Annotated in this window: 21 protein-coding genes; 8 read left to right on the plus strand and 13 right to left on the minus strand. The window is 51.4% G+C overall.

Features of this window, described 5'->3' with window-relative positions; all coding sequences use genetic code 11:
* Window positions 1–93 precede the first annotated feature (93 nt).
* Together NTV65_04530 and NTV65_04535 are read right to left on the minus strand one after the other, a co-directional pair.
* A complete protein-coding gene (locus NTV65_04530) occupies window positions 94–825 on the minus strand; it encodes a hypothetical protein (GenBank protein ID MCX6114470.1) in 732 nt (243 codons plus the stop codon).
* Window positions 826–838: 13 nt separating this feature from the next.
* Window positions 839–1126, minus strand: a complete 288-nt coding sequence (locus NTV65_04535) for a J domain-containing protein (GenBank protein MCX6114471.1) — start codon at window positions 1124–1126, stop codon at window positions 839–841.
* Window positions 1127–1331: 205 nt separating this feature from the next.
* On the opposite strand from NTV65_04535, the gene NTV65_04540 reads away from it, so the two are divergent.
* Window positions 1332–2216: a cobalamin-dependent protein gene (locus NTV65_04540; protein MCX6114472.1), complete on the plus strand. Its 885-nt coding sequence runs from the start codon at window positions 1332–1334 to the stop codon at window positions 2214–2216.
* Here NTV65_04540 and cmoB read toward each other — a convergent pair.
* Complete coding sequence (cmoB, locus tag NTV65_04545) at window positions 2199–3209, minus strand: tRNA 5-methoxyuridine(34)/uridine 5-oxyacetic acid(34) synthase CmoB (protein MCX6114473.1); 1011 nt, start codon at window positions 3207–3209, stop codon at window positions 2199–2201. The genes NTV65_04540 and cmoB overlap by 18 nt on opposite strands.
* Before the next feature lie 85 nt (window positions 3210–3294).
* Between cmoB and apaG the strand changes: the two genes are divergently transcribed.
* From apaG to NTV65_04560, 3 genes are all read left to right on the plus strand, one after another.
* Window positions 3295–3684 (plus strand): Co2+/Mg2+ efflux protein ApaG, encoded by a 390-nt coding sequence (gene apaG / locus NTV65_04550; protein MCX6114474.1) that lies wholly within the window; start codon window positions 3295–3297, stop codon window positions 3682–3684.
* Window positions 3685–3693: 9 nt separating this feature from the next.
* Entirely contained in the window at window positions 3694–5181 is a 1488-nt protein-coding gene (locus NTV65_04555; GenBank protein ID MCX6114475.1) for a Mur ligase family protein, read from the plus strand.
* 143 nt (window positions 5182–5324) lie between these two features.
* Window positions 5325–7415 (plus strand): hypothetical protein, encoded by a 2091-nt coding sequence (locus NTV65_04560; GenBank protein ID MCX6114476.1) that lies wholly within the window; start codon window positions 5325–5327, stop codon window positions 7413–7415.
* An 89-nt stretch (window positions 7416–7504) separates the two neighbouring features.
* Here the strand turns inward: NTV65_04560 and ahcY are convergent, their stop codons facing one another.
* The 6 genes from ahcY to gpmI all read right to left on the minus strand — a co-directional run bounded on the left by ahcY (window position 7505) and on the right by gpmI (window position 12606).
* Window positions 7505–8803 (minus strand): adenosylhomocysteinase, encoded by a 1299-nt coding sequence (ahcY, locus tag NTV65_04565; GenBank protein ID MCX6114477.1) that lies wholly within the window; start codon window positions 8801–8803, stop codon window positions 7505–7507.
* 275 nt (window positions 8804–9078) lie between these two features.
* The gene (locus tag NTV65_04570; protein ID MCX6114478.1) at window positions 9079–9258 is read right to left on the minus strand and encodes a carbon storage regulator; all 180 of its coding nucleotides are present in this window, start codon (window positions 9256–9258) and stop codon (window positions 9079–9081) included.
* Between the two features lie 163 nt (window positions 9259–9421).
* Window positions 9422–10300 carry a nucleoside triphosphate pyrophosphohydrolase gene (mazG, locus tag NTV65_04575; protein ID MCX6114479.1) on the minus strand — a complete coding sequence of 293 codons (879 nt, stop codon included), beginning with the start codon at window positions 10298–10300 and terminating at the stop codon, window positions 9422–9424.
* Between the two features lie 20 nt (window positions 10301–10320).
* The gene (locus NTV65_04580; protein MCX6114480.1) at window positions 10321–10542 is read right to left on the minus strand and encodes a phosphoribosyltransferase family protein; all 222 of its coding nucleotides are present in this window, start codon (window positions 10540–10542) and stop codon (window positions 10321–10323) included.
* 25 nt (window positions 10543–10567) lie between these two features.
* Complete coding sequence (locus NTV65_04585; GenBank protein ID MCX6114481.1) at window positions 10568–11047, minus strand: hypothetical protein; 480 nt, start codon at window positions 11045–11047, stop codon at window positions 10568–10570.
* A 38-nt stretch (window positions 11048–11085) separates the two neighbouring features.
* Window positions 11086–12606, minus strand: a complete 1521-nt coding sequence (gene gpmI, locus NTV65_04590) for a 2,3-bisphosphoglycerate-independent phosphoglycerate mutase (GenBank protein ID MCX6114482.1) — start codon at window positions 12604–12606, stop codon at window positions 11086–11088.
* Between the two features lie 179 nt (window positions 12607–12785).
* Between gpmI and NTV65_04595 the strand changes: the two genes are divergently transcribed.
* Complete coding sequence (locus tag NTV65_04595; protein MCX6114483.1) at window positions 12786–13727, plus strand: cation diffusion facilitator family transporter; 942 nt, start codon at window positions 12786–12788, stop codon at window positions 13725–13727.
* Between the two features lie 90 nt (window positions 13728–13817).
* Here the strand turns inward: NTV65_04595 and NTV65_04600 are convergent, their stop codons facing one another.
* The 4 genes from NTV65_04600 to NTV65_04615 form a co-directional block, all read right to left on the minus strand.
* Window positions 13818–15119: a hypothetical protein gene (locus NTV65_04600; protein MCX6114484.1), complete on the minus strand. Its 1302-nt coding sequence runs from the start codon at window positions 15117–15119 to the stop codon at window positions 13818–13820.
* Window positions 15120–15238: 119 nt separating this feature from the next.
* Window positions 15239–15568, minus strand: a complete 330-nt coding sequence (gene minE, locus NTV65_04605) for a cell division topological specificity factor MinE (GenBank protein MCX6114485.1) — start codon at window positions 15566–15568, stop codon at window positions 15239–15241.
* 88 nt (window positions 15569–15656) lie between these two features.
* Complete coding sequence (gene minD, locus NTV65_04610; protein MCX6114486.1) at window positions 15657–16487, minus strand: septum site-determining protein MinD; 831 nt, start codon at window positions 16485–16487, stop codon at window positions 15657–15659.
* Between the two features lie 4 nt (window positions 16488–16491).
* Window positions 16492–17487, minus strand: coding sequence for a hypothetical protein (locus NTV65_04615; GenBank protein ID MCX6114487.1), 996 nt, complete (start codon window positions 17485–17487; stop codon window positions 16492–16494).
* A 334-nt stretch (window positions 17488–17821) separates the two neighbouring features.
* On the opposite strand from NTV65_04615, the gene NTV65_04620 reads away from it, so the two are divergent.
* The 3 genes from NTV65_04620 to pyrF are packed head-to-tail and all read left to right on the plus strand — an operon-like array spanning window position 17822 to window position 20365.
* A complete protein-coding gene (locus NTV65_04620; GenBank protein MCX6114488.1) occupies window positions 17822–18346 on the plus strand; it encodes a phosphatidylglycerophosphatase A in 525 nt (174 codons plus the stop codon).
* A 10-nt stretch (window positions 18347–18356) separates the two neighbouring features.
* A complete protein-coding gene (locus NTV65_04625) occupies window positions 18357–19439 on the plus strand; it encodes an aminopeptidase (protein MCX6114489.1) in 1083 nt (360 codons plus the stop codon).
* Window positions 19436–20365: an orotidine-5'-phosphate decarboxylase gene (gene pyrF / locus NTV65_04630; GenBank protein ID MCX6114490.1), complete on the plus strand. Its 930-nt coding sequence runs from the start codon at window positions 19436–19438 to the stop codon at window positions 20363–20365. The genes NTV65_04625 and pyrF overlap by 4 nt, the downstream gene beginning before the upstream one ends.
* Window positions 20366–20373 lie beyond the last annotated feature (8 nt).

The raw sequence follows: 20373 nt of genomic DNA on the forward strand, positions 1-20373 counted from the left end.
CATTACGAATGATGTGCTCTACCAACTGAGCTAGGGCGGCCCACTGTCAGGGAAATATAGCCCCAACCTCTGAGTATTTCAACTGAATGTAGGTTAGATGTGCCTGGTCTTTAAAAAGATCGCACATTTTGCGATGACGTATACTCGGCACAGCAGAAAGATACCGATGTAGGGCAGGTAGTCTTCAGGACCTAGGGTTTCTTGGGTAACGTAGCGCACAATAAGCATGATCGGACAGAGTAGTGAAATAAAGTTACACCAAAAAATGAGGTGCTGTCCGGAGGACGGGTATCTTAAAATTATGATATTATTAGTATCGTGCTGGAGCGTAATCGCGTTGACGACCTGAATAGGGTCTGAATTCAGCCCATGGAACCGGATCAATAGGTGAGATCTTTTCACAGTAGATCTTAATTTATAAATAGCTCTGAGAAGTAGCGGCTGTCGTTCTATATAAGATGTAGTGAAGTTCACCGCGAGGTACATGGTTTGCACAGAGCGCTCTGCCCAAACGCGCTGAACATCGGGCCAGAAGAGCTTGCCAAATCCGAGAATAAAAAGGCCCACATTATCAACCCTGATAGATGGTCGGCGGCAACATAGCAGCGTCAGATTCCAGAGCGACATGTTTGTAGCGCTAAATCCAAGGATAATGCCGCAAACTCCCTGCAGGGGAGCCTCCTGCCCAGATTCAATCAGATAGTTGCTTATGTAGAGGGTAACTAGCCCGATTAGAAGTCGCCCAAACGATGCCAACAGCCGTTGATGAATGATAAGGGGCGCCAGTTCAAATAGTGGAGGGGTATAAGATGCTGGACCACGCACCCTCGAGAAGCTATCACCCCCTGTCGGAGGGGTTTGCTGTGTGCTCTTCGGTCTTATAGGGGGGTACGGTACAGGGGGGCCTTTTTTTAGCAGGAGTCTCTTTTGGAAGCTTCCTGATCCTCTCCATGGCATCGTTAATCTTCTTGGTCTCGTTCTCAGCCCTAAGTTGTAGCCGCTTGTCGTGCTGGAAGCGATCGGGGTGCCAGACCCGGATCAGGTCCTTATAGGCCATGGCAATCTCTTGAGCAGTAGCTTCAGGAGGTAAACCAAGGATCGCTAGGTAGTGGGCGCGAGGATGCATACAATGGGGTATTACCTGATAATGACAGGATGTTACACAAAGAGTCGTAACTTATTGAATAATAATTAAAACACCATTTGGTCATGTTGATTGGTCGCCATAAAATTCAATTGAAAGGTTTGAATGCAACACATGTTACAACTGTCAGGTAGTGGGCTTTAGTAGGCAGCTTCAAGTAGGCTCTACGATTAAATGGGGTTCATTTATGGCTCAAGAGATCCTTCCAACATTAAGAGAGGTATACAGCAACGCAATCCTCGCGGGTGAGTCTGAGCGCGTTTGCAAGGTGATCGACCAGGGCTTAGCGAATGGTGTGGTCCCATCAAAGCTTTACCTAGAGGTCGTAATGTCTGTATGGCGCGAGATCGAAGCGCTGTGGCAGCGTGGTCAGATAACGATTCTGCAGGAACGGATCGCGACACAGATAATGCTCCGTCAGATGGGGCGTCTTCGTGAGATGTTAAAGGCACGCCGTAAGCTTGGACTAAAAGCGCTTGTCAGCGCTGTAGTAGGTGATCAGCATCTGGTTAACGCGCAAGCGGTTGCAGATCTCCTTATGGTTGATGGATGGGAGGTGGATTTTCTTGGAGCCGATGTTCCTACCGATCACCTTGTTGCATTCAGTAAGACACGGGGTGCCAATCTCGTCTATATCTCTGCAACACTCGCCGAGCACCTCCCGGCGGTCCAACACCTTGTGGCACAACTTAGAATGATTGAGGCAGCTCCAAAGATCCTAATTGGTGGTGCCGCCTTTGCCGCACACCCCGAAAAAGCTGCAATTATCAAAGTAGATGGATTCTCAAATGATCCACAAGAGATCGTTATGATGGCTCGTCAGGTGAGTGGAGTTCTAACCGCCGAGAACGCCTTGGCGTTATTTCTTATAAAACTTGGACACTCTGTACATGACTACAGAAAGCTCAGAGGTCTGAGCCAGCAGGAGCTCGCCGGTAGCGCGGATCTAGACCGCGCCTATATCAGCGCCGTAGAGCACGGTAAGCAAAACATCAGTATCGGTGCGATCTCAAAGCTTGCAAAGGCGCTCAACCTTTCAATCGAAGAGCTCCTGCTAGGGATTGAATCCTGACGTCTTAGAGAGGCCGACCTCGCCGGTTACAACAGCGCTGTGTGGGGCAGGATGCCCTTCAATCGTCTTAGTATGATCGTGAGGATCTAGAAAATCAGCCAGACTTTCATAAGGGGCCCAGGTGGTTCTTCTTTGCTCCATTGGTGTAATCGGCCCAAATCGATGCACACAGACGTTCTTAAAACCTGCGCGCTCAAGGAGTGTGGCGAGAGCATCGGCGGTTGGAATTATCCAGGCGTTTCTCATCTTTGCGTAACGCTCCGGGGGTAAAAGCAGAAACGATCCAGGCTGATCGATAACGAGGCTCTCAATCAGCACCGTGCCACCTGGACGTAACGACTCAAATAGTTGCCGAACGGCTGCATGCGGGTCACGTTGATGGTACATGACCCCCATGCACACGATCAGATCAAAGAAACGTGGAAAGGCCGTCAGCGCTGAAAGTCCAACCGGAACGAAGCCAAGATTAGGGACCCTTAGGATAGATTGCAGCAGCGCAAACTGTAGCCAGCAGCGGTCGACCGGATCAAATCCTAATGCCAGCTCAGGATATAGCGAGGCGAGCTTAAAGAGAAAATAGCCGTTACTACATCCGATATCCGCGATTCGTAAACCGGAGCGCTTAGGTAATAGTGGAGCTATACGGCGCCATTTAATGTCGGAGCGCCACTCAGCATCGATCTCAAGCTCCCCCAACTTAAATGGCCCGATGCGCCACGGAATAAGCTCCTCGCACAACGCGCGCAGGTTAGAGAGATTGACCTCCGGCTTGAGAGTGGCTGAGATACTATAGTGGTCTAATATGGAGTCTATGCAAGCAAGGCTCTGCGCTATATTCGAACTAAAGCCCCCCTTAAAGCGTTTCCAATGTTCAGACCGAAGTAGCTGCCGCCACGCCCTCTTAAGCTCATGGCTAAGAGCCGTAGCGGCGATCTCCGAGCGATATGGAAAGAGGGGCCGTAGGGTTGATGTAATAGGGGGATAGCTCTGCACCCCCTTGAGCTACCACGGAGTGATGGGATAAGCCAAGCACGCGGTTACTTTCCTTGCGACTGATGCTGGGATAAACTAACGGGTAATGAGCACATTTACCGAGACCACTGCGAGCATCACCATTTCAGTCGAGCCTACCCCTATTCCAGAGGACTCAAGGATAGAGGATGGGGTGTTTGTCTTTGCTTATACGGTTCATATCGAAAACAACTCAGGAGAGACGGTGCAGCTTATGGAGCGGCACTGGGTAATAGAGTCTGCTGATGAGCAGATTGGTGAGGTCACCGGTCCGGGAGTGATAGGGGTGCAGCCAACCTTAAAGCCTGGTACACGCTTTGAGTACACAAGTAGCACAGTTATTCGTGATCCGATCGGAGCGATGAAGGGTAGCTACATATTTCGCCGCAGGGATGGATCTCTGTTCGTCGCTCAGATCCCCCGTTTTCGACTACTCTTTCCGACACTATTTAATTAGATTGCAACTATGCCGAAAGATTTTTTCTCAAGTGCACAAACAACTAGCCTCTCATCACTTACGCACGGTGCAAAGATTCATGTCATCGGTGTATGCGGCGTTGCGATGGCACAGCTAGCTGTTGTGTTAACAGAACGGGGATATCAGGTATCCGGGAGCGATAAGGAGTTTTATGAGCCGATGAAGAGCCTGCTTGGGCGCTCAAAGGTGCAGATCAAAACTGGCTATGCCGCTCATAACGTGCCCCTTGATGCAGCGCTAGTTGTAATCGGTAACGCAATTAGTTACGGAAATCTCGAGGTTGATGTAATTGAGCAACACAATCTGCCCTACACCTGCTTTCCCAAGATTCTGCAGGAGGTGGCTATCTCAGGTAAGCACTCAATCGTAGTTACCGGCACACATGGAAAGTCGACAACAAGCGCCATGATCGCCGCCCTGCTCGTACAACACGAAATAGACCCGTCGTACTTTATTGGGGGTATCGCCCCCGGGCTTCCTAATAGCTTGGCCGTAGGCCGGGGTGATTTTTCGGTGGTTGAAGGGGATGAGTACGATAGTGCGTTCTTTGCCAAGGTGCCAAAGTTCTCGTTTTATACCCCAGATACCGCCGTTATAAACGCAATTGAGTACGACCATGCTGATATCTACCCCAATATAGAAGCAATTGAAGCTGAGTTCACAAAACTTGTTACTGGATTAAAGGCTTCAGGTACCGCCATCTGCTGTACCGACTTTGTATGCGTTAAACGACTCGTAGCGGACTGGAAGAAGGCAGCAGCATGCCGCATCGTTACATTTGGAGAGGATCCGGAGGCTGATTACGTGATTACCGCGCGTGAGCCGGTGGGCATGTCGCAGAACATTTCAGTTCGTGGACCAGGGCTAGGTGATCTGAGTTTCTTCCTCCCGATGGTAGGAAGCTACAACGCTCGCAACGCCCTAGCAGCACTTATCGTATCTCATACGATCGGACTTGAGACGGAAAAGAGCTGCGAGTTCTTAAGCACCTTTCACACAGTAAAACGGAGACAGGAGGTGCGCCTTGCTAAGGACGGAGTAGTTCTGATGGAGGACTTCGCGCATCATCCAACGGCGGTGCAACAGACGGTAGAAGCTGTGCGTGAAGCCTTTCCTGAAGCACGCATCTGGGCTGTATTTGAGCCGCGCTCAAACACGAGTCGTCGTAAGGTTTTTCAAGACGATTACATTAAGGCATTTAAGTGTGCGGATCGGGTAATTTTTAAGAACGTTACTGCGCGCACTATAGATGCCGAGAGCGATCTGATCGACGTTGCGCTGCTTAGTGCTGCAGTCACAGCATCAGGGGTCTCCTCTGTATGTCTGGATGATGTAGGAGCGATACGAGCGCAGCTGTGGAGCGAAATAAAGCTTGATCCAACTCAAACACAGCCGCTAGATGTTATCTGCGTTATGTCCAACGGCTCCTTTGATGGGTTAAACGATCTATTACAAGCCGACCTGGCAGGAGCCTGAGTTTTATCCGTAGCCTTAACAGATTCAGACAGATTCATACACCCTGAGTACGATTAGCAGGCCCCAGAGGGTGGGATAATTGCAGTTAATTAGCGCTCTGTTTAGTATGCTCACCTAAAGATCGACGGCAGATTTAGGGATTCATGACTCATTCTAACGCACATTCGCAGCTTGATACGAGGGACCCGCAACCTCCTGAGGTGTGTCAACCACAGCTCAATAAAATGCCAATTGCAGGCAGCGCGATTTACAATCCGGCCCTAGCACAGAGTCGCACGGAGCAGGAGCGCACGCTGCTCGAAGCGATCTGCCTCGAACATAATGCGCGCGAGAGATCTCCCACGGTCTCGGAGCTGCGAGGTGCCCTTTGCACAACTGCGCTTGGAATGCTCTCAGCCAGTCGCTTGCAACAGATAGTACGCAATATTAACAAACGGCTCGCTGATCCAGCCAACCATATTACGTTGACGGAGGACCGTCCATTTTTCAAGTTTCGCGGAGAGGTTCAAGCTGCGTTCCTAGAGTTGCTAGGCGTATACAACCAAGCGCCAACGCGAAGAGAATTAACTAATCTACTTAGATCAAAGAACGTAAAAATAACAAAACCCTCCCTTGATAATATACTGAGGGATCTACGACAGAGCTCTTCAGAGGGCTCGCAACGAGCCTTTAGGTTGTCGAGATGCAGGCTCCCCGTTACGTGGAGAGATATCAGCAAAGCGTATAACGAGGCTGCTGTGCTTCTAAAGAGCCAAGGGGTGCGCCGAGCTCCTGCATCTGAGGATGTATCGCATTTTCTAAAGAGGGCCGGATTAAGGCTCTCTGCGCGGGCCCTTGAGTATCGAATGCTTAACTGCCCAGAAAAGGTTGGAATAAAGCTGGCTGCCTACTCCGATCCTGCGCCGGATATTATTAGAAGATGTTATAAGAAACTTAAGGTAGCAATCGAACGTGCTCCTACTATTAAGGAGCTAACCAAGGCCTTCAATGACAGCTCCCTTAGGAACACCTCGACAGATGCCGTCTGGGCCCGTATTCAAAGGATGAACGGTAGGGCTAAGGGTACACGAGTGATTCTGACAGAGACGAAGCCCTCAGGTATCTATGATTCCGATATAAAGGCCAATTGCGAGCGGTTTGAAAAGCAACATGCGCGCCTGCCAACATTTACAGAATTAAGAGAGGGATTGCTCAAGGATCTTCCGCTAGCCTGGATCAGGGAGGACTCGTTGCATCGCCGGGTATCGCGCCTAGGAATAACTTTAACGCATGAGAACTGCCTTAAATCAGCAACGCAGCTGGTGGTGTCCGAAACGATCTCCGATCTTAGGATCCGTTTTGGAAGAGGGCCGATGCAACAGGAGGTGCTTGAGGAGCTTATAGAGAGGGGCACCCCGCTAAGCTCTAAGGAGCTTTTTAAAACCCTTGGCACACTAAAAAAGCGCCGCTCTGAAGAGTTTCGGCAGACGGTGTTACTCGGCAGGCCGTACCAGCTGCTCGGTAACTTAAGCTCCCATTACGAGGCCCTCACAAAACAGACCGGACGATCTCCCACCACCTACCCTACAACCGAGGCGCTGCAAAGTACCCTGGGATGGACCCGCGAGGGGCTTACACGAGCTCTGCCTGTGGCTCAAGAGCGCAGCATAGCACGACAACGTTTCCCAATCGTTTTAGCCGATACAACCCTTGGAGAGAGCCTGCAGGGCCTCAGGGAGCTCTCTCTCGCAGTGCTTTATCGGGTGTATGGTAAGGAAAAAGGAGAGATCTCTTCGACATCTTTAGCTAGTATAAAAGCGCTACCAGCGTTACTAAAGGGCTGGCAGTTGCCACCCCTACCTAGCGATCTTAACGAGAACCGATCCGCTATCGATGAGGCGCTACTAAGCTGCGAGCTTTCATGGATCCATCTGGTGTGCATGTACGCACCAGATCGAAAGCTTCCCGAGCAACTTGAGTTTGAGGCGCGCAAGCAAGAGGCGGTATGGGACCGTATATTTTCGATCGTGAATATAGACCAGACCCCATTTAAGGGTATGGCCCAGGCCCTGCTACTTGCTCAACATACGAACAGAATGCAGGGCGTAACGGTTGCGCTCTTACTGGAATCTGCAAGTACAGCTCCTAATACCGCTACGGCCTGGAAGGGGCTTCGTATTGAGGTACAGGCCCTAGCACAGCTCTGTGGATTCCCTAGCCTCAATCTCTTGCGCCCTAGAGCCTCTCTAGAATAAGTGAATAGCTACTAATAAAAAAAGCAGCCGGGACGACTGCCCCGGCTGCTCTTTATTAGAGATCTCTGAATTAGAGAGCTCTGTATTCTTTAGTACCGATAGTGCTCCGGCTTTAGTGGTCCCTGCTTATTAATGTTGAGGTACTTAGCCTGCGCATCGGTCAGCTCCGTTAGGTCAACGCCAAGCTTCTTGATGTGTAGACGAGCAACCTTCTCATCGAGCACCTTCGGAAGAACGTGAACCCCAACTGGGTACTGGCCCTTCTTGGTGTAGAGCTCGATCTGAGCAAGGACCTGGTTCGTAAATGAGGTCGACATTACGAAACTAGGGTGACCGGTGCCGCAACCAAGGTTTACGAGACGACCACGAGCGAGAACGATCAGCGCGCGCCCATCAGGGAACACGAACTTATCAACCTGCGGCTTAATGTTTAGCTCCTTGGAGTTCTTCTCAAGCCACGAGATATCAATCTCGTTATCGAAGTGTCCGATGTTGCACAGAATGGCCTCGCCCTTCATGGCCTTAAAGTGTCTCTCGGCGATAATGTCGATGTTACCCGTTGCGGTAACAAAGATATCTGCGATCGGAGCCGCTGTTTCCATCGTTACAACCTGGAAGCCCTCCATCGAGGCCTGTAGCGCGCAGATCGGGTCGATCTCGGTGATTAGCACGCGAGCTCCGAGCCCTTTCATCGATTGTGCGCAACCCTTGCCGACATCGCCGTATCCGGCTATGACGACTACCTTTCCAGCGATCATAACGTCCGTTGCGCGCTTAATTCCATCTACAAGCGACTCTCTGCAACCGTATAGGTTATCAAACTTAGCCTTAGTGACTGAGTCGTTAACGTTAAATGCTGGAACCTTAAGCTTGCCGGCCCTAAACATCTCATAGAGACGGTGAACGCCGGTGGTGGTCTCCTCAGAGATCCCGATTACATCATTCAACATATCGGGGTACTTTTCGTGCATAAGTATCGTCAGGTCTCCGCCATCATCCAAGATCATGTTGGGGGTCTGGCTACCGAAGTGCAACGTCTGTTCAATACACCAGTCGTACTCCGCAAGGGTCTCACCCTTCCAGGCGAATACAGGGACCCCTATAGCGGCAATAGCTGCTGCGGCATGGTCCTGGGTCGAATAGATATTGCAGCTCGACCAACGCACTTCAGCGCCGAGCTCCGTCAGGGTCTCGATCAGAACTGCGGTCTGAATAGTCATGTGTAGGCAACCCGCGATGCGAGCACCCTTAAGGGGTTGTTGCTTGCCGTACTCAGCACGCAGCGCCATTAGGCCAGGCATCTCCTTCTCAGCTATCTCGATCTCTTTACGACCCCAATCAGCGAGCGAGATATCAGCAACTTTGTAATCTGTTTGATCTGTTTTCATGGCGGTTAACATAGGTATTTATTTTCTCTAAGATTGCGCCTGTACATACGCGTGACAAGCGTCGTTGAATGCTTGAATGTTATAACAGCAACAAGGGGGGGACAAGTCGTTGAGATGAGATTTAGGTTAGTTTAGGTTGCGGAGGGAGGGAGATCTGAAGAGATAACCTTTTTGAAAACCGCCGCATAAATTTATAGAATAAATTTATAGAATAAAACTGTGCAAGCAGCAGTGATAATGTGAGTTATCACTGCTTCTTGCGAACGTTTCTGAACTTAAGCATCTTCAGGGCGGTCATGAGTCTCAGGGGGGAGGAGCTCTTTTCTGAGTATTGGCACATAATCTGGTGCCTCGATACCCAAACGAATCCTCCCTCTATCGACCTCAATCACCGTAATCACTATCGAGTGCCCGATCATGATTTTTTCCCCAACCTTACGAGTTAGTACCAGCATTTGAAGCCTCCTAGCTTAGCTGGAACTGAGTACGAGCGCCGGTTGCCATACATAGCTTTGGCTGCGCATACTCCAGGACGTTGGTGGTCTCTTATGAGCTCCCTCCTCCGCCATAAGGCTGGAAGGAGAGCCTAATATAGCCTAAAATGGGCCATAGTCAAAACTATGGAACAGTGTTTTTAACCTGTTGCCACGCTGTTTGGAGCTGCTCTGCAGAGAGATCCTGCATCTTTTGAGTGCTAAATTCGGACGCTATAATGCCTTCAAGGAGCTTAAATCTCTTAATAAATTTGGCATTTGCGGCTGCTAATGACTGCTCTGCACTAAAGCCCAGATGGCGACTCTGTTGAGCAAGGGTAAAGAGCAGATCGCCGAACTCTTCGATAACTTTGGCACCGACCTCGGCGCCTATTTGGGCCTGTTGTGACTGCTCTAGCTGGTTGGGTTCAGAGCTTGACGGCAGCTCCGCAAGGAACTCCTGGAGCTCCTCCCGCACCTTTTCGGCAACGCCATTAGCTGAGCTCCAATCAAATCCAACCCGTGCGCAACGTTCTCCGATCTCATGCGCACGCAATAGGGCGGGCATAGAGCGTGGTAGTCCATCTAGTAGCCCACTGCTGGTGGTACTGCTGGGTGTGCCGCTCTCTGCGCGCTCGCGCTGCTTAATTATCTCCCAATTCTCCAGCACGTCCTGAATGCCTGAGATCTTAGTGTCGCCGAATACATGCGGATGACGTCTGATTAACTTATCTGTGATGCCCTGAATAACGGATTCAAAGGAGAAGTGAGCGTTCTCGCGACCGATCTGAGCATAGAGCGCAATGACAGAGAGAAGATCTCCCAGCTCTTCGCAGATCTTTGCCGGGCCCTCATCAACGGCATCTCCTATCTCATACGCCTCTTCAATTAAGTGCGGCTTAAGGGACTCGAAAGTTTGCTTGAGGTCCCATGGGCAGCCGCCCTCTGGATCTCGTAATTTTTCGATAGCCTTAAGGAACTCCTGAAAGGCGTGGGCGGCTTGTTCGTGGTGTGTTGCAGACATAAGCGGACGTTAGCACCGCCTCAATAATGCTTCAATGCTGGAGGTTGCAGTAGCTCAAACAACCTTCTGCGAAAGCGTGACCAGACGGTTGTGCGTGCTAACGCTACGATATCAACCTGGATTGCCCCGGCCTGTAGTAAAGCAAACGCGGCCGCAGCGCTCGTTGCTCCGGTAGTGATAACATCCTCTACCACCAGTACGCGCTTGCCACGCAGGTCGCTTGCGCGTTTGACCTGGAACATCTGTCGCAGTCTGCGTAAGCGTGCCTCATGTGAGAGTGTTGCTTGAGGAGAGGCGTTTGCGGTAGTTGGCCCGTGATGATGGTACAGGGATAATAAGATCCCACTCCTGTGTACCGAAGAGCTGCTTTATATTGTGAGCCAAGAGATCCCCGCACATTCGAGCGACCCAGACGCTGGGGCGATACTTCATAGTACGGATCAGATCGCGGGGAATGCCCCCGTACTCCCAGATAAAACGGGTCTGTCTTATAAGGGGAGGGAGTAGCACGCAGCCGGGACATCGCTGCGGTACGTAGCCAGGATATAGCTGCGTATCGTGCGTAGTTAAGATCGGGCTAAAGCATTGAACACAACGCCCCTGCTGAATGCTGCCCCAGTCTGATAATTTAGGCGTACAGCGAAAACAGAGTGAGGAGCCCTTCAAAGGGCGGGTGCACACCAGACACTCGCGTGGCAGGAGAACCTCAAGGCAGTAGTACAGCCAACGTAGGAGTTCCTGAAGCATAGCACGGGATATCGGCGCTTCTAGAATTTAGTTGCGTACTAAAACAAGGAAACTCCCGTCATCTCCTTGGGCTGCTCAATACCCATCATCTTAAGCAACGTTGGCGCAATATCACACAGAGCGCCGTCCTTGCGTAACGTGAGCGGCTGCGGGCAGTTAAACAGAATAACCGGAACCGGATAGGTCGTGTGTGCCGTATGAGGTGTGCCATCTTCATAGTTTATCATCTGCTCGGCGTTGCCGTGGTCGGCAATAATAATCGCTTGTCCCTGCACCTCTCGTAAGGCTAGGAGGATCTCGCCTAGGCAGCTATCAACGACCTCCACCGCTTTAATTCCTGCGCTTAGAATACCGGTGTGTCCAACCATGTCGCAATTTGCAAAGTTAACTAGGATAAAGTCGTACTGCTGTGAGCGCAGTCCGTTAATGACAAGCTCGGTAACTCCGGCCGCACTCATCTCGGGCTTCTGATCGTATGTTGTTACATCACGCGGGGAGGCCACCATTTGGCGCGCCTCTCCGGCGTATTTCTGTTCGATCCCACCGTTAAAGAAATATGTAACGTGAGGATACTTCTCGGTCTCTGCAACGCGTAGCTGCGTTCTACCGGTGTTTGCAATGACTTCACCTAAATGGTTCTTAATATCGAGCTGAGAAAAGAGAAAGGGTAGGGGCACTGTATGGTCGTACTCTGTAAAGCAAAGCACGTTTTCTGGCTTTGGAGGTGGAGTATGGCGCACAAAACCCGAGAACTCCTGTGCGCATAGCGCAGCAACTATTTCGCGCATACGGTCTGCACGGAAGTTAAAGAACACTAGGCCATCACCCTCTTCAAATGAATGATCGCTAGTTACAGCAGGCTCAAGAAATTCATCGCCAACGCCACGAGCATAGCATCCCCTTACGTACGCAAGCAGATCAGAGGTCTGGGTGCCCTTGCCAAGCACGATCGCATCGTAGGCCAGTTGAACACGCTCCCAACGCTTATCCCGATCCATAGCAAAGAAGCGCCCACACACCGAGCCGATTGAGCAACGTGGATAGGATGAAAGGCTCTCTATAAGCTCCTTAAGGTCGCCCTCAAACGCAGAGGGCGAGACATCACGACCATCGCTGATCAGGTGCAGCACGAGTCTAGATGAAGCGTTGTCCTTAGTAAGTCTAGCGAGTAGAAGTTTTAGATGCTCAAGGTGCGAGTGCACTCCACCCGTACTATAGAGCCCGATCACGTGGATAGTTTTTGAGCTTTCAGTAGCTTTGATGAATGTGTTGTACTCAGGGGACTCGCGCAGGAACTTGCCCTGTAGTGCTCGGCTAATTCTGAGTAGCCACTGCTCAATCACGCGCCCAGCGCCGATATTAAGGTGCCCAACCTCTGAGTTCCCCATCTGTCCGGCAGGCAGCCCAACAGCCTCACCAAAAGTCGTAAGGGTTGCGTTCGGAGAGCCGGCCAGCAGCGCGTTGATAACCGGCTTTTTAGCCAAGTGTACGGCGTTGCCCAGCGGATTGGGGTTAAGGCCGAAACCATCGAGGATACAGAGTAACGTTGGCTTTTTCATAGTAGTTGGATCTCCTTAGCACACTATAATAGGGGACCCAAGAACGTGCCAGTAAAACTAAGAGGACAGCTGGTTAAATTTATACAAACACCACCCGATTTCTGGGCAACAGTAGTCCTTACTGTACGAATGATATGACCTAGGTTGCTTGCGGACTAGGAAAGCGGATACAAGGAGACATGAAGCAGGAACAGCACCCTGGTAGCATCCAAGACAGATATCAAGCGGGAGCCCGTGCTGCGCTTATAGGTATGGCTGTTAATGGCGTATTGGCACTTATTAAAGGAGTGGCGGGAGTAGTAGGTAACTCATACGCGCTGATTGCAGATGCTATAGAGTCTGCCTCCGATGTTGTTACATCTCTTATCGTTCTCGTTGGTCTTAGACTGGCCGGCAAGCCTGCCGATCGGAACCATCCCTATGGACACGGCAAATTTGAACCCCTGGCGGCTGTATTTGTTTCTATCATGCTGCTCGGAGCGGCAGTTCTTATTATGGTTGCGAGTGTTCGAGAGATCCTTACCCCGCATCACGCACCAGAGCCGTTCACGTTGGCGGTACTGATTGGGGTAATAGTATGTAAGGAGTATCTTGCGCGTCGTACCAAGTCGAAGGGTGAAGAGCTTAAAAGCATGGCTGTCAAGACAGAGGCCTTTCATCACCGCGCGGATGCTCTCACAAGTATGGCCGCGTTTATCGGCATATCGATAGCTCTTATTGGAGGAGCTGGCTTTGAGATGGCGGATGATATCGCTGCAGTAGTAGCCGCAGGTGTTATCGCAATTAACGCAATGTTGCTAATGCGCCCAGCTTTATTTGAACTGATTGATACTGCACCGAATCCGGAGTTCGCGAAAACCATCCGTGAGATAGCGAGCAAAGTGCCCGGTGTTAAGGGGACCCATAAGTGTGGGGTACGTAAGGTTGGCTTATCTTATTTTGTGGATCTCGATGTCTTGTGCGATCCAAGCGAGACTATTCGTCATGGGCATGAGGTCGCACACAAGGTGGGAGAGGCTATTCATGCCGCATTGCCGGAAGTAGCGAAGGTCTTGGTGCATGTGGAGCCGTCTGATGATTTTGGTAGACGCACACAAGATGCTTTTGGTGTACAGGAATAAGGTGATAAATAGTATTTCACCAACACAGTATTACCCTAAGTAACTGAAGTAATATGCCGGGTCGACATTGGCCTATTGGGTACCCCAACACTACGGTGTCGAAAGAATTGGAGAAGGGGCGCTGCGCGAGCTAAGGGGCAGAGCTTTGCTGGAGGTGCTGCTCTGTGCTGGCTCTACTAAGTGTTGCCACAGCTCTGCGGTCTCCTTAATCAGTCCAAGACGGCTTAGGCACAACCCCTTTAGGTGTATCTGCTCCTGGATTAGCTCGGGGGTGAGCTGCACCCCCTCCTTCTCAGCTAGCGTCTGAATAGAATTAAGAACCTCGCGCGCATCCTCAGCGCGAGTAACGGCGAGTAGGGTACGCGCTACAAAAAGCTCAGACTTAATTCGAAACAGGCCGCGCGTATTTTGCGTGGCGCTACGTGCTGCAGCGAGGGCGTGATCGGCGCGTGATCTTACCTCAACCTGCGGGGCGTTTAACCATAGATCAACGACCTTGTGCCAGCGCGCAGGATCGCCGTTAGCGGCCTTGGCAGCCTTAACAAGTAGCTCGGCGGCGTTATCTAGGTGTCCTAGGTTAATTTCAAGTTGGGCTAGCTGATCGAGGGCTGGAGCATAGTTTGGATAACGTTTTATAAAGGGTGGCAGGGCCTGGCGCAGGGTAGCCTCGTCCTTCGATTCGCGCAGGATATTAGCGAAGGTCAGGCGCGTCTTAATCTGAGTCATCTCCTCAGAGCGATATCCCGTCTTTTCTAGCGCATTCTGGTATTCAAGCGCAGAATCTGGGCGCCCGAGCTCCTCAGACAGCTCCCGTATTAGCTCCAGGGCTCGTTTGTTCGGACCCTTTTCCACGATCAGAGCCAAATTATCGCTGGCAGCAGTGTTATTTCCAAGCTTTCTATTTAATTCAGCCGCACGAAATAGCACCTCTGAGCTTGAGCGGCTGCTATGCCTAGTCTCATCGAGCACCCTTAACGCCTCTCTCAGATCCCCGATTGATTCAAGGCAGTGGGAGAGCTCAACTCGGGCGATCACGTTATTGGTATCGTGCCGCAGTATCTGCTCCAAGACATCGCGCGCCGCACCGAAGTCGGTACTAGCCATATGGCAACGTGCTTGAACGAAGAGCTCAAAGAAAGCCTGGCGGGTACGCTCTATCGAGCGCAGCTTTCTTTCGCGCAGATAGCTCTTAAAACCGAAGAAGAGCGCAACCATGGATGCGGCGACGCAGCCGAGCGTAAAAACGCCGAGATAGATAACGCCTGCGTAGGTAGTGACGTGTAGGGTTGGGCCGAGCTTGAGCGTTGCTGTCTCTGAGTTCGTAAGGGTAACGTACAGCGCCACTGCTACTAAGATCGCAAAGATCAGGAATTTATTGAACTGTTTGAGCATAGACCCCTCACGCTCGTAACGTAGCGCTAGCTAGATAGTACTCCGCTGTTTAATAGGAAGTATACAGTAAGTAATTGCAGTCCGAGCATTATACGCCCGAAAGTTATACCGCCTGAAAGTTATATCGTAGAGACCACAACCTCATCGCGGAGCTCGGGTAGTACCGGCTTCGGAGCATGGCTAATCGAGCCAGCGCGACGCACGATCACCGGCGAATTAATTAGCAAGGTCGTGTGGTCCTCGATACGGTGGTACTTCACGTCGAAGCCCTCTTTGTCTATGACAAAGTACTTCTCAATGACCTTGACCATCTCCTCGCGAAAGCCTGACATCTCCTCGTTTGTCAGTCCAGTTCTGTCCTGGACTAGAACGAAATGCAACCTGCTTTTAGCAAGTGATTTACTTTCGTTAGCATCTCCAAAAATTCTTTTCCTGAGCGCGTTGAACACGTTTTGAAACTCCCTCAGTAAACTATCTAAACTATAATCAGTGTTATGACCTTATCCGCATTATTTACATCCGTACAGATGAAAACCGCTATTGGCCTACCCCAAGTCGGCGGGTAATGCGGGACCAGATAGATCCACCCATAAAGCTTGGGATCGGCACCTGCTCACCACACACACGCGCGGCAATCCTGGTAAATGCCTGGCCTGCCTTAGATTTAGGATTGTACACCACTGGCTCGCCTGTATTGGCGGCAACGATTATCTGCTCGTCGCGCTCAATTACCCCGATTATCTCAACTCCAAGGATATCCTGAACATCCCGGACTGAGAGCATATCGCCGCGCCGTACCATCTCAAAGTCGATGCGGTTGATGATCAGACGGGCTTCGATACCCTTTGAAGAGAGCAGCCCTACAACGCGGTCTGCGTCGCGAATGGCCGAAACCTCGGGTGTGGTTACGACGATAGCGGACTCGGCACCAGCGCAGGCGTTTCTAAAGCCCTGCTCGATACCAGCCGGAGAATCGACCAGGATGTAGTGGAACTCACGCTTGAACTGCTCAAGTACGTAACGAACCTCGGCCTCATCGATCACGTCCTTATCATCGGTCTGTGAAGCAGGAAGGAGGTAAAGGTTGTTTGATTTCTTTGACTTTATGATGGCCTGAGATGGTTTGCAGATCTTCTTAGCAACATCAACGATGTTAAAGACGATGCGGTTCTCAAGGCCAAGGATAACGTCTAGGTTACGCAGTCCGATATCAGCATCAATTACGAGAACCCGTTGTCCACGTAGGGCCAGAGCAGCTCCAAGGCTTGCTGTGGTCGTGGTCTTTCCCACTCCCCCCTTGCCAGAGGTGATAACGATGACCTCTCCGATCTCTCTTTTTCCACCAGTTGAGGTGCTTCTATTGTTCATTAAATTATTCCCTTCTACGTGACCACACGGTTCGTGATTGGTAAGGCTCTACAACGATCATGCTACCATCAACCCGAGCTACCTCAGGCAGCCCTCCGCGCGGCATGCTCTCAGAGTTCTCAGCGCCAGAACCTCTAGAGATAACAAGTCCAATACGGAGTTGGGTTGGTTGTAAATTAAGGCTGAAGATAACGCGGCCGCCACCACTCTCGTCGTAGGCACCAGCGTGGGCGATGCCTCTGAGAGTTCCGAGGATAACGATATCCCCGCCGGCGATAATCTCGGCACCCGAATTAACGTCGCCGAAGATAACGATTGAATGCTCCGTCTCGACCCGCTGCCCCGAACGCAGGGTGCCGTATATAATGCGTGTATCCGGCTCGTCCCAAAGCATCGGATTGGGGGTTGATTGACGCCCGTCAAAGCCCTCTATACCACCGAAAAGACTTACGTTTTTATCCAGAGCTGGGAGCTGCCGTGTGCTCGAACTGCGAGCTTCTAGTGCGCTGCGACCGCCCCCTAAAATAGAGAGGCCTGGGGCTGCTGATGGTGTCGCCGTCATAGCCATTTCAGGGGCGGCTGGAGCAATATCTCCGAGACGGCTGACCGAAGGCTTAAGTCTAGAACTTCTAACAGAAACTGAGAACTGGCTCGAAAGTAATGAGGTAATATCATTAACGATCGAATCCTCAGGCTTGCGCCCAACCCACTCTAAAGCAACATCGTTGCCGGTTAGAAAGGATCGGCGTGATTCAAGGAAGTTAGTAACGGCGATGCTGAGATCCTGCTGCTCAACTCGGCCATCGATGCGCAGTACAAGCCCCTCTGCAGTTCCGCGCGCAGTGATAACGCTGCTTCTCTCCTCGACGAGCTTCTCATGGACGGTAGTTGTTGCATTAGCTGGGGTCGCAGTAAGAACGGCTGCAGGTGATGGTATGCCAGTATCTATTGAGTCAAAAGATGTAGTAGTCGCGCTGTCTTCGTTGAAAGGATTATTCATACCACCCTAGGTTTAAGGCCTGCGCTATAATTAGAACGCACACGAGTGTAGGACTGCGAGATGAAAAAATCTAGGATAAAGCGCATTGCTTAGACCAAAATTTTATCAGAAATATTTCCAGTTGCGCTTGACGACATATTTTAAATAATACACCAAGCGCTTTAACAGGAGCGGGACATTACTTTAAGTGGCTTATAGCAAAGTAGTGGAGCCAACGTCAACAAACAAGTGTTGAAAAACAAAGCGCCCCTAATTTTGCAACGCTAGGAAGGACGCGCCATACTTTGTATCGCAATGAATACAGGACCGGAGTTAATACGGAGCTTGTCGGCTTATGATACATCTCACCTCTATTTTCTCACGCATATTTGTCACACCCGCGCATTGGATCAGTAGTGGGTTCGGGAGCGGGTACGCAAACGTAGCCCCCGGCACCTTCGGAAGTGCGGCGGCGCTTATCTTCTGGTGGCTGCTCTGGTCGTGTGGCATCCTCTCTGGTTTTGAATCTGGGGTGCTGCTCTGTATTATTACGACCCTTGTCGGAGTGCTTGCAATTCGGCGCTGTCTTAGGGCAGAGGGGGCGGGCTCAGACCCACAGCTATCTGACCCGCAGTGGATAGTTATAGACGAATGGGCGGGGATGTTTCTTGCTCTAATCGGTACCTCGCCAGCCGCGCCGCTTGAGGTGCTTAGCCTTTTCGTGGCGTTTCGTCTCTTTGATGCTCTAAAGCCGGGCCCAGTTGGATGGGCAGAGGATCTGCCGGGGGCCTTTGGCATCATGGCGGATGATATCGTGGCCGGGGCGCTCGCCTGGGGGGTTGTTCAGGGGGGCGTGTACCTGATTGGACTATATATATAGTATCGTTATCGTGAAGCTGCTTTGTATTCTTATAGTTGGAGCCACCGCACTGGTACTTAGCTCCTGTTCCCCCGGCTATGTGCTGCAGGCGGCCTATGAGCAGAGCAAGATCCTCGTTGGTCGGCGCCAGATCGACCAGGTAATCCTAGATTCCGAGACCCCTGAGGAGGAGCGTGAGAAGCTGCGGCTTGTGCTTGCGGCGCGCAGCTACGCAGCCGATGAGATGGGGCTCACAACAGGGCGCTCCTTTACGACCTATAGCGATATCGGCAAAAGCACTCTGGCGTGGGTGCTTCTGGCGGCTCGTCGGGACTCCTTTGCGCTCCATACCTGGTGGTTTCCGATAGTGGGGGAGGTGCCATACAAGGGCTTCTTTGACGAGCAGGACGCGAGAGATCAGGCTGCAGAGCTTGAGGCCGTGGGTTATGAGAGTTGGATTAGGGGCACAGATGCCTTTAGCACCCTGGGGTGGTTCAACGATCCGGTGCTCTCTACGACCCTTAAGAGCTCCCCAGTTCGTATAGCTAACACGGTGATTCATGAGAGCGTACACTCGACGGTTTGGATTAAAGGTAACGTTGCCTTTAATGAGAGCCTGGCGCATTTCGTTGGATTGACCGCTACGGAGCGCTTCTTTGCGGAGCGTCTCGCTGCCTGTCTCGCAAAGCAGGGGGGTGATTGCGCGGCACAGCGCGAGTTGGCGCAGCTCTCCGTTAAGGATGCGGCGCTGCAATATGAATTAAGCGCCGCTATAGAGGATTTGTATCAGGATCTTGAGGGGCTCTATGGTCAGAAGAGCTTGAGCTTTGAAGAGAAGATAGCGCAACGTATTGTTGTGTTCTCTGAAAATACGGCGGCCTTAAGGGCTAAGTATCCGCAGCTTCAGGCGTTGCAGCACGTGAATAACGCTGAGATTATGCAGCTTAAGATATATCTAACTGAGCTTGAGCTATTTAGGGAGCTTTACGAGCAGGAGGATAAAAACTGGCCACAATTTATAAAACGGATTAATGAGGTTCGCAGTCAGCATCAGGAAGACCCTCTGCAGGATCCATTTAAGTTGCTGCGAAATATGATAGTAGGAGAGACATGAAGAGCTTCGCCGATAGACTTCAGGATTCGATCACAAAAACGTCGAGCGTACTCGTTGCTGGTTGCGATCCGGTGATCGACGATCTGCCACCGTTTCTTTTAGTAGAAGCCGCGCGTTGCTGTACGAGCGATGAGGCGATTATCGAGCACGTATTGAGCGCCTTTAGCGAGCTGTTTCTAGCCGCTATTGAGGGGAGTGTCGCTGCGGTTAAGCCCAATATCGCCTTCTTTGAGCAGTACGGCCTAGCTGGCCTTGGGGTGTTTGCTAAGTTATGCAGCGCCATTCGCAAGAAGGGCATCCCGCTTATCACCGATGCAAAACGGGGTGACATCGGCTCAACGGCAAGTGCCTATAGCGCTGCATTTTTGGGCAGGAGTACGGTTGCAGGGAGAGCCTTTAGCGCTTTTGAAACGGATGCTCTGACCGTTAGCCCCTTTCTCGGTTTCGATACCATAGCGCCATTTATGAACGACTGTATTAAGTACGGTAAGGGGCTATTTGTTTTAGTGCAGACATCCAATCCAGGAGCAAAAGCGCTGCAAGGTTTAACGTGCGAGGGGCGCTCGGTTAGTCAGCACGTCGCAGAGTGGTTGGCGCAGAATGCCGCACAGTTGCAGGGCGAATGTGGGTGGTCGGGCTTAGGGGCCGTTGTTGGTGCCTCATATCCGGAGGAGGCGCAGGCGCTACGCACAACGTTAGCTAGCAACTTCTTTCTGATACCAGGGCTCGGTGCGCAGGGCGCAGGAGCAGCCCAGGCCGTAGCAGGTTTTGGCCTCTGTAACGGCAAGCGCGGTGGAGCGCTTGTGAACGCTTCACGCGGACTTCTTACCGGAGCGAGCTCAAACCACGATGAGTTACTTGCCTCTATCCGTAGCAACGTAGCGCGATTTAATGCTGAGTTAACGCAGGCGTTGCAGGCTGAATAAGGAGCTTG

This window comes from Pseudomonadota bacterium (genome assembly GCA_026390555.1).
GTDB lineage: Bacteria > Bdellovibrionota_C > UBA2361 > UBA2361 > OMII01 > OMII01.

What these genes read in the sequence shown, in the direction of transcription:
- mazG (MCX6114479.1), bottom strand. Translation starts at nt 10,300, where the DNA reads ATGTCTGCAACACACCACGAACAAGCCGCCCACGCCTTTCAGGAGTTC.
- NTV65_04615 (MCX6114487.1), bottom strand. Translation starts at nt 17,487, where the DNA reads ATGAATAATCCTTTCAACGAAGACAGCGCGACTACTACATCTTTTGAC.
- NTV65_04570 (MCX6114478.1), bottom strand. Translation starts at nt 9,258, where the DNA reads ATGCTGGTACTAACTCGTAAGGTTGGGGAAAAAATCATGATCGGGCAC.
- NTV65_04540 (MCX6114472.1), top strand. Translation starts at nt 1,332, where the DNA reads ATGGCTCAAGAGATCCTTCCAACATTAAGAGAGGTATACAGCAACGCA.
- NTV65_04535 (MCX6114471.1), bottom strand. Translation starts at nt 1,126, where the DNA reads ATGCATCCTCGCGCCCACTACCTAGCGATCCTTGGTTTACCTCCTGAA.
- NTV65_04560 (MCX6114476.1), top strand. Translation starts at nt 5,325, where the DNA reads ATGACTCATTCTAACGCACATTCGCAGCTTGATACGAGGGACCCGCAA.
- apaG (MCX6114474.1), top strand. Translation starts at nt 3,295, where the DNA reads ATGAGCACATTTACCGAGACCACTGCGAGCATCACCATTTCAGTCGAG.
- ahcY (MCX6114477.1), bottom strand. Translation starts at nt 8,803, where the DNA reads ATGAAAACAGATCAAACAGATTACAAAGTTGCTGATATCTCGCTCGCT.
- pyrF (MCX6114490.1), top strand. Translation starts at nt 19,436, where the DNA reads ATGAAGAGCTTCGCCGATAGACTTCAGGATTCGATCACAAAAACGTCG.
- NTV65_04600 (MCX6114484.1), bottom strand. Translation starts at nt 15,119, where the DNA reads ATGCTCAAACAGTTCAATAAATTCCTGATCTTTGCGATCTTAGTAGCA.
- gpmI (MCX6114482.1), bottom strand. Translation starts at nt 12,606, where the DNA reads ATGAAAAAGCCAACGTTACTCTGTATCCTCGATGGTTTCGGCCTTAAC.
- NTV65_04620 (MCX6114488.1), top strand. Translation starts at nt 17,822, where the DNA reads ATGATACATCTCACCTCTATTTTCTCACGCATATTTGTCACACCCGCG.
- NTV65_04585 (MCX6114481.1), bottom strand. Translation starts at nt 11,047, where the DNA reads ATGCTTCAGGAACTCCTACGTTGGCTGTACTACTGCCTTGAGGTTCTC.
- minD (MCX6114486.1), bottom strand. Translation starts at nt 16,487, where the DNA reads ATGAACAATAGAAGCACCTCAACTGGTGGAAAAAGAGAGATCGGAGAG.
- NTV65_04580 (MCX6114480.1), bottom strand. Translation starts at nt 10,542, where the DNA reads ATGTTCCAGGTCAAACGCGCAAGCGACCTGCGTGGCAAGCGCGTACTG.
- NTV65_04555 (MCX6114475.1), top strand. Translation starts at nt 3,694, where the DNA reads ATGCCGAAAGATTTTTTCTCAAGTGCACAAACAACTAGCCTCTCATCA.
- NTV65_04595 (MCX6114483.1), top strand. Translation starts at nt 12,786, where the DNA reads ATGAAGCAGGAACAGCACCCTGGTAGCATCCAAGACAGATATCAAGCG.